Origin of the sequence: Micromonospora sp. S4605 (genome assembly GCF_003176715.1) — a bacterium.
In the GTDB taxonomy this organism is placed as follows: domain Bacteria; phylum Actinomycetota; class Actinomycetes; order Mycobacteriales; family Micromonosporaceae; genus Micromonospora; species Micromonospora echinaurantiaca.
Genome location: NZ_QGSW01000406.1, coordinates 1 through 6,604 on the forward strand (window position 1 = coordinate 1; position 6,604 = coordinate 6,604).

Here is a 6,604-nt window from a genome sequence, read left to right on the forward strand (position 1 = left end):
GCCAGGACGAGGTGGGCGGTGGCGTCGGCGCAGCGCCGCTGTGCCGGGGGTAGGACGCTGGTGTAGGTGTCGGCGGTGGTGACGATGCTGGAGTGGCCGAGCAGGTCCTGCAGGGTCTTGAGGTCGGCGCCGGCTTCGTGGGCGAGGGACGCGGCGCCGTGGCGCAGGTCGTGCAGCCGCACCGGGGGTAGCCCGGCGCGTTGGGCGAGTTTTGCGGAAGCGGGTGGTGGCGTAGTTCGGGTTGATCGGCAGCCCGTCGGCGCGCACGAACACGTACCCGGAGTCGGTCCACGGCTTGGCGTTCTCGGCGGCCTGGGTCCGTTGGTCGAGCTGTCGGCGGCGGTGCGCGCGCAGCACCTGCACGGTGCGCTTGTCCAGGGCGACCGCGCGGCGTCCGGCGGGGGTCTTGGGGATGGCCTTCGATGATCTGGTAGCCGGCGGTGGTGCGGTTGCGTTCGATGGTGAGCACGCCGCGGTCCAGCCGGCCGCGACGGCCGAGCCGGCGATGACGACGACGATGCCGGCGATGTCCTCGGCCCGGCCGAAGCCGTAGGTGTAGGCGCGGGTGGCGGCGCGGCGGCCGAGGAGGAAGGCGATGGCCAGCGGGACGGCGGTCAGGGCGTCGGCGACGTTGTGCAGGGTGTCGCCGAGCAGGGCGACCGACCCGGACAGCACGACGATGACCGCTTGGGCGGCGGCGGTGACGCCGAGGCCGACCAGGGAGATCCACAGGGCCCGCAGGCCCTCGCGGGAGGACTCCAACGCGGGGTCGATCTTCGCGCGGGAGTCGTGCGAGTGCGGGACGACGGCGTGAGTCAGCCGGTGCCACCAGGCGGCGAGGCGGCCGCCGTGGCCGTGGTCATGACCGTGCTCGTGGTCGTGGTCGTTCACCGCGTCTCCCAACGTCCTTGGCGGCATGACGGGTCGGTACCCGTGACGGCGGCGATAATATGTGCTCATGTATGCACGCGACAACGTTGCAGATGCGGGTGACCTGCAACAACGCCTGCCTGCCGACAGACAGGTGGAGGCAGCGACGGAGATGTTGCGGATGCTGGCCGATGGCACGCGGCTGCGGTTGATGTGGCTGCTCGTCGACGGCGAGCACGACGTGACCGCGCTGGTGGCGGCGTTGGGCGTGGCGCGGCCGGCGGTGTCGCAGCACCTAGGCAAACTGCGGCTGGCCGGGCTGGTGACGGTACGGCGGGAGGGCCGGCGCGCCCTCTACACGGCCCGGGGTGGTCACGTGCGGCGGCTGATGACAGAGGTGATGCACGCCGCGTCGCACCGGGTGGCCGGCATCCCGGAGCACGACTGACGCGCGGGGCTATTCGGCGGGCTTGGAGCGGGGGTCGGCGAACCAATCCTGGGTGAACTGGCGGACCGCGTCGACGTCGACGGTGTCGCAGGCAATCGTCTGGTAGGCGTGCACGGCCTTGACCGCTTCGGACTGGTCGGTGGCGGAGCCGCCGACGACCCGGCCGGCGGTGGGGTCGGTGACGAAGGTCCGCACCTGGGCGAGCTGCTCGGCGGGCAGGTCCGGCCGGTAGGTGACGATGACGTACCCGTCGCCGATGACGTGCCCGAACGACGTCGCGGGCACCGTCTCGCCCGGTTCGAAGAAGTCCTTCACCGGATGCGCGTTGCCGGCGGGGAACGTCTCGGTGCGGTTGCGCACCTCGCAGTTGCTCGCCGGGCCGGTGGCCGCCTGGACGGGGCGCAGCGCATCCGGGCCGGAGGTGACCAGCAGGACGGTGGCGGCGACGGCGCCGGCGGCGATCAGCGCGGCGTGCGACAGCCGGACATCCCGCAGCCGAGGCAGGTAGTGACGCAGCACGTCACCGAGCATGAACATCGCCACGGCCGCGATGAGCTGCCCGATCTCCACGCCCAGGTTGAAGGCCAGCACGCGAGGAATCAGCCCGTCCGACGGTAGGCCGACGTCCTGCAACCGGGTGGCCAGACCGAGGCCGTGAATGAGGCCGAAGGCGAGCACGGCGGCGGCGAACCAGGTCCAGTTCTTTGGTCGGCCGCGCAGGCCGACCACGCCGACGAACACCAGGCTCAACGCGACCACGACGTCGACCAGGACCGGGTTGACGTGCCAGTCGGCGACGGTGGCGGTGAACAGGGTGATGCTGTGCCCGACCGCGAACAGGGAGATCAGCTTCGCCGCCCGCCGGATCTTGCCGGCCAGCAGCAGGACGCCGCCGACGAACAGCAGGTGATCCCAGCCGGCGAGCATGTGTTTCGTGCCCAGCCACACGAACCCGCCGACGGTCTCGCTGGAACCGCCGACACCGTGAGCGAAGGCCGCGCCCGGCAGCATCAGCACCGTGGCCGCCACCACACCAGCGACGATCGCGCCCTGTCGCACCGCAGCGAGCATCCCGCTCCGCCCTTCTCATCCGTAGCCGACCGGAGGCCGGGAGCCTGCCGCGTCGTCCTGGTAGTCGCTCCGCAACCACAGATAGTTCCCGCAGTGACCGGGGCGACCACCCCTCCGGGATGGCGCTGGCTGTCGGCGTCAGGAGACGGGAAGCCCTGCCAGGCCGGCGGCAAGTCCGAGGGCGGCGCTGACGCCCAGGACCCGCAGGACCGACCAGCGCAGGCCGAAGACCAGCACGGCCGCGATCGCGGCGATGGCCAGCGGCACCGGTCGCCAACTGCCGAGGTCGGGCAGCTCCAGGTGCAGCGGGCCGGTGGTCACGAGGTGTTGCCGGGCGAACAGGGTGTGGGCGGCGAAGTACAGGCCGAGGTTGGCGATGACGCCGACGACGGCGGCGGTGATCCCGGTCAGCGCGGCGGACAGCGTGTGGTTGCCGCGCAGGCGTTCGACGTAGGGCGCGCCGAGCAGGACGAACAGGAAACACGGCACGAAGGTCACCCAGGTCGTCAACAGCGACCCGACCACGCCGGCCACCCACGGATCGAGGCTGCCCGGGTTGTGGTACGCGCCGAGGAACGCGACGAACTGCACGACCATGATCAGCGGCCCGGGCGTGGTCTCCGCCAACGCGAGGCCGCGCACCATGTCTCCGGCGGTCAGCCATCCGTAGTCCTCCACCGCCCGTTGCGCGACGAAGGCGAGCACCGCGTACGCGCCGCCGAAGGTCACCACCGCGGTCCCGGAGAAGAACAGGCCCTGCTGGGTGTAGACGCTGCCGACACCGGTCAGGGCCGCCACCGCAGCCACCGGGACGAACCAGGCCAGCAGACCGACAGCCAACACCGTCGCAGCGCGTCGGCCGGTCGGCCGGTCATGATGCAGCGCGTCGTCCGGGATCAGCGGGGCGGGCCCGTCCTTCCCACCACCACCGTGACCAGCAGAGGCCAGGTAGGCCGGCCGCCACCGGTGAACCGCCCAGCCGGCCACCGCGGCCAGGGCGACGACCACCGGGAACGGCACCCCGAAGACCGCCAGAGCGACAAACGCGGCCACGGCGAAGCCCACCAGGACCCGGTTGGCCAGGGCGCGGGTACCGACCCGCCACACCGCCTGGACGACGATCGCCACCACCGCCGGCGCCAGCCCGGCGAACAACGCCGTCACGATCCGGGTGTCACCGAAGCCGACGTACAGCGCCGACAGCGCCAGCAAAGCCACCAGGCCGGGCAGCACGAACAACGTCCCCGCGATCAACCCGCCCCGCATGCCGTTGAGCAACCACCCCACATAGATGGCGAGCTGCTGCGCCTCCGGACCCGGCAACAACATGCAGTAGTTCAACGCGTGCAGGAACCGACGCTGCCCGATCCACCGGCGCTCATCCACCAGGTGCCGCTGCATCACCGCGATTTGCCCCGCCGGACCACCGAACGTCTGCAAAGAGATCGAGAACCAGGCACGGACCGCCCGCCGCAGGGGCACCACATCACGCCCCGGCACCCATGCCCCGGCGTCAGATGCCGTCGACGCGCCGGTATCGGCGTCCCTCACCTCGGCCATCCCGCGAGTATCCCGCAATGTCTACTTAGGGCGCGTCTCATTTGGATGGTCGTTGGCCTGGGGCATGATCTGCTTCCGTGGACGAGGCCATGATCCGTACCTGGGCGCCGGATGATCTGTGGGAGATTGCGGCGCCGTTGATCCCGCCCGCGCCGGTTCGTCGGCAGGGTGGTGGTCGGCGGCGGGTGGACGACCGGGCGGTGTTCGCCGCGATCGTGTACGTGACCCAGGCGGGTTGTTCCTGGTGGAAGCTGCCGGAGGCGTCGTTCGGGGTCACCCGGGCGACCGCGCACCGACGGTTCAGCCAGTGGACCGCGGCCGGGTTCTGGCTGCGGCTGCACGAGGCGACCCTGGACCGGCTCGGCGCCGACCGCCGGATCGACTGGTCGAGGGCGGTGGTCGACTCGATCAGCGTACGGGCGGAAAAGGGGGCGATCTGACCGGCCCAAACCCGGTCGACCGAGGCAAACCGGGCAGCAAACTCCACGTCATCTGCGACCGCAACGGGCTGCCCCTGGCCGTTCTGGCCACCGCCGCGAACGTCCACGACAGCCAACTGCTGCTGCCCATGCTCGACAGCGTCCCGGCGATCCGCACACCCAACGGGCGCCGCCGATGGCGGCCAGACAAGTTGCACGCCGACAAGGCGTACGACGCCCGCGAGCTACGCCGCGAGGTCCGGCGGCGGGGGATCAAGGTACGCATCGCCCGTAAGGGCATCGAGTCCTCCACGCGCCTGGGCCGCCACCGCTGGGTCGTCGAGGCCTGCATGTCCTGGCTGATGCGCTACCGGCGCCTCGTCCGCCGATACGACCGCAAAGGCGACCACTTCGAAGCCTTCGCCACCATCGCCAGCACCCTGATCTGCTACCGCCGCCTCACCAAATGAGACACGCCCTTAAGCGAGCATCCCGCCTGCCCCCGCACTGGTCTTGGCGTGACCGGATGCCGCGACACCGACCAGCGGCAGAAGTGGATGTTGACCAACTCGGCCAGCGGTCACGTCGTGGTGGGGCAGACTTGTGGCATGGGGTTGCTGCGTCGCTTGCCTGGCGTTGAGGAACTCCGGCGCGCGGACCTGACCTACCCCGAGGAGGGTGCCACGCGCGGTGGGCTGCCGGCCGGCTACCACCACGTCCATCGCCGAGCGCGATTGGGCGCTGGCCGCGTTGGGTTCGAGGGGGCCGCTCACGCGCTGTCCGGATGGGACATGCATCGTCGAGTGGGGTTGGCGGTCATCGCGTCGAGCCCGGTCGCCGTCGCTGGCAGCGTTGTGGTGTTGACGCTCGGATGGGGCTGGCTGCGCATCGCCGCGCCCTGTCGTGTCGTGTACACGGTGGATGAGCCGAACCGTCGCGGCTTTGCCTACGGCACGCTGCCGGGTCACCCGGAATGCGGCGAGGAGGCGTTCATCGTCGAGCTGGCCGCCAATGACGAGGTCTGGTTCGACATCCGGGCGTTCTCGCGTCCCGCGCTGCTGGTCGCCCGCGCTGGCGGGCCATTTAACCGCAAGGTGCAGAGCCTGATCACCGAACGCTACATCAACGCGTTGCGGACCTGAGTGAAGTGGGCCTCGCCACCGACCCACGCTCACCTATCCAAGCCCCGGCGCGCACGCGCAGCTCGCTGCGCGGTTCAGTGCCTTTTCAGTGCCGTGGGTGTCTGGGTCCGGCCAGCTGTCCCGGAATTCCCAGTCAGGTTGTCGGCATCGGGCGCGCCGCCGGTACGCCGGCACCGATCCTGGCGGCAGTCCACCCAGAACCACCGCAGTGACACTCACAGATCCGTAGGCCCTGCCCACTACCCGAACGGGTTGGTTATCGGTATGTGGCGTGCCCACCAACGGGGCTCTTCGAACTTGAGCGGGGTTCGCGGCTGAGTCGACCCGAGCGTGAGGGGCTCGCAGCCCGTCAGTGATCATCTGAGTGTCTAGTTCGGATGGTCACAAGTGAAGAGCTGCGAGCATGGTCAACGATACGACGCGGCTGCTGGGCCTGGACGGTCTGGTCGCTGAGCGGGTCGAGCTGGACGCCACCGGTGTCCCGGTGGTGGACCTGTCCACCGGTTGTGAGCAGGCACGATGCTGCCCGCAGTGCGGGCAGCGTGCGCTGAGGGTGAAGCAATGGACCACGACCCGGCCGCGGGATTTGCCGGTCGGTGGCCGGCCGGTGAAGTTGCGCTGGCGGAAACGTCGCTGGTACTGCCCGACGCCAGACTGTCCGCGTAAGTCGTTCACCGAGCAGGTCGCGCAGGTCCCGGCCCGTGCCCGGCTGACCAGCCGGCTGCGGCAAGCGGCCGGGGCGGCGGTCGCCGACGCGGGTCGCACGATCGTGCAGGCCGCCCGGGACCACGGCATCTCCTGGCCGGTCGTCGCTGCCGCGTTCACCGCCCACGCGAGCGCGGTGTTGCCGGCCGAGCCGGAGCCGGTCGCGGTGCTGGGCATCGACGAGGTTCGCCGCGGCAAGCCGCACTGGATCTGGGACGCCCGCGCCGGTTCGTGGACCGTTACTGCGGACCGCTGGCACGTTGGCTTCGTGCGCCGTGAGGCGCTGTGTTTCGAGTGGAGGTGAGAGACCTTCGCCGTCTGCCTTGTCGCAGCGAGGGGATGGAGCTGAGGGCAGCCTGACCCGGGTGGTGCCGGGGAGGGTGGGAGCA

At 70.5% G+C, this 6,604-nt stretch carries 6 protein-coding genes and 2 pseudogenes; 4 read left to right on the forward strand and 4 right to left on the reverse strand.

Annotation, left to right across the window (positions count from 1 at the left end; genetic code table 11):
- Positions 1 to 182 (reverse strand): tyrosine-type recombinase/integrase (locus DLJ47_RS32240; RefSeq protein ID WP_146228248.1); only part of this gene is annotated, 182 nt, incomplete at its 3' end.
- 289 nt (positions 183 to 471) lie between these two features.
- Positions 472 to 918, reverse strand: a pseudogene (locus DLJ47_RS32250) (cation transporter); the annotation flags it as partial.
- Positions 919 to 1,042: 124 nt separating this feature from the next.
- Between DLJ47_RS32250 and DLJ47_RS32255 the strand changes: the two are divergent.
- On the forward strand, positions 1,043 to 1,318 hold the full coding sequence (locus tag DLJ47_RS32255) for an ArsR/SmtB family transcription factor (protein WP_255562379.1): 276 nt from the start codon (positions 1,043 to 1,045) through the stop codon (positions 1,316 to 1,318).
- Between the two features lie 9 nt (positions 1,319 to 1,327).
- Here the strand turns inward: DLJ47_RS32255 and DLJ47_RS32260 are convergent, their stop codons facing one another.
- Both DLJ47_RS32260 and chrA read right to left on the reverse strand, forming a co-directional pair.
- Positions 1,328 to 2,377, reverse strand: a complete 1,050-nt coding sequence (locus DLJ47_RS32260; RefSeq protein ID WP_158289921.1) for a HupE/UreJ family protein — start codon at positions 2,375 to 2,377, stop codon at positions 1,328 to 1,330.
- 150 nt (positions 2,378 to 2,527) lie between these two features.
- Positions 2,528 to 3,940 carry a chromate efflux transporter gene (chrA, locus tag DLJ47_RS32265; RefSeq protein WP_342447662.1) on the reverse strand — a complete coding sequence of 471 codons (1,413 nt, stop codon included), beginning with the start codon at positions 3,938 to 3,940 and terminating at the stop codon, positions 2,528 to 2,530.
- 98 nt (positions 3,941 to 4,038) lie between these two features.
- On the opposite strand from chrA, the gene DLJ47_RS32270 reads away from it, so the two are divergent.
- The 3 genes and pseudogenes from DLJ47_RS32270 to DLJ47_RS32280 form a co-directional block, all read left to right on the forward strand.
- A protein-coding gene (locus tag DLJ47_RS32270) for an IS5 family transposase (protein WP_109905745.1) occupies positions 4,039 to 4,838 on the forward strand; the annotation gives its coding sequence in 2 pieces (ribosomal slippage) (positions 4,039 to 4,372 and positions 4,372 to 4,838; 801 coding nt in all).
- Positions 4,839 to 4,976: 138 nt separating this feature from the next.
- Positions 4,977 to 5,510: a DUF1990 family protein gene (locus tag DLJ47_RS32275; protein WP_109905747.1), complete on the forward strand. Its 534-nt coding sequence runs from the start codon at positions 4,977 to 4,979 to the stop codon at positions 5,508 to 5,510.
- A 403-nt stretch (positions 5,511 to 5,913) separates the two neighbouring features.
- Positions 5,914 to 6,483, forward strand: a pseudogene (locus tag DLJ47_RS32280) (transposase family protein); the annotation flags it as partial.
- Between the last annotated feature and the right edge of the window lie 121 nt (positions 6,484 to 6,604).